Annotated in this window: 1 rRNA gene; it reads right to left on the bottom strand. The window is 51.5% G+C overall.

Going from position 1 to position 1,587, the window contains the following annotated elements:
• Positions 1-1,556, bottom strand: a 23S ribosomal RNA gene (locus E2R53_RS22885); the annotation flags it as partial.
• Between the last annotated feature and the right edge of the window lie 31 nt (positions 1,557-1,587).

The following is a 1,587-nucleotide window of genomic DNA, read 5'->3' on the forward strand; positions in this document are numbered from 1 at the left end:
TATGAGAAGCGGATTTGCCTACTTCTCAGCCTAACTGCTTGGACGCGCATATCCAACAGCGCGCTTGCCCTATCCTCCTGCGTCCCCCCATTGCTCAAATGGTGAGGAGGTGGTACAGGAATATCAACCTGTTGTCCATCGCCTACGCCTTTCGGCCTCGGCTTAGGTCCCGACTAACCCTGAGCGGACGAGCCTTCCTCAGGAAACCTTAGGCATTCGGTGGAGGGGATTCTCACCCCTCTTTCGCTACTCATACCGGCATTCTCACTTCTAAGCGCTCCACCAGTCCTTACGGTCTAGCTTCAACGCCCTTAGAACGCTCTCCTACCACTGTTCGTAAGAACAGTCCACAGCTTCGGTGATACGTTTAGCCCCGGTACATTTTCGGCGCAGAGTCACTCGACCAGTGAGCTATTACGCACTCTTTAAATGGTGGCTGCTTCTAAGCCAACATCCTGGTTGTCTAAGCAACTCCACATCCTTTTCCACTTAACGTATACTTTGGGACCTTAGCTGGTGGTCTGGGCTGTTTCCCTCTTGACTACGGATCTTATCACTCGCAGTCTGACTCCCAAGGAGCAAGTCTTTGGCATTCGGAGTTTGACTGAATTCGGTAACCCGATGAGGGCCCCTAGTCCAATCAGTGCTCTACCTCCAAGACTCTCATACTTGAGGCTAGCCCTAAAGCTATTTCGGAGAGAACCAGCTATCTCCAGGTTCGATTGGAATTTCTCCGCTACCCACACCTCATCCCCGCACTTTTCAACGTGCGTGGGTTCGGGCCTCCATTCAGTGTTACCTGAACTTCACCCTGGACATGGGTAGATCACCTGGTTTCGGGTCTACGACCACGTACTAAAACGCCCTATTCAGACTCGCTTTCGCTGCGGCTCCGTCTCATCAACTTAACCTTGCACGGGATCGTAACTCGCCGGTTCATTCTACAAAAGGCACGCCATCACCCATTAACGGGCTCTGACTACTTGTAAGCACACGGTTTCAGGATCTTTTCACTCCCCTTCCGGGGTGCTTTTCACCTTTCCCTCACGGTACTGGTTCACTATCGGTCACTAGGGAGTATTTAGCCTTGGGAGATGGTCCTCCCTGCTTCCGACGGGATTTCTCGTGTCCCGCCGTACTCAGGATCCACTCTGGAGGGAACGAAGTTTCGACTACAGGGTTTTTACCTTCTCTGACGGACCTTTCCAGGTCGCTTCATCTACCCCGTTCCTTTGTAACTCCGTATAGAGTGTCCTACAACCCCAAGAGGCAAGCCTCTTGGTTTGGGCTAATTCCGTTTCGCTCGCCGCTACTTGGGAAATCGCGTTTGCTTTCTCTTCCTCCGGGTACTTAGATGTTTCAGTTCCCCGGGTCTGCCTTCAATATCCTATGTATTCAGATAAAGATACTGTTCCATTACGAACAGTGGGTTTCCCCATTCGGAAATCTCTGGATCAAAGCTTACTTACAGCTCCCCAAAGCATATCGGTGTTAGTCCCGTCCTTCATCGGCTCCTAGTGCCAAGGCATCCACCGTGCGCCCTTCATAACTTAACCTAAATGGTCATCCGCATCAAAGATGCGTTTC

Source organism: Peribacillus frigoritolerans (assembly GCF_004358755.1).
GTDB lineage: Bacteria > Bacillota > Bacilli > Bacillales > Bacillaceae > Bacillus_P.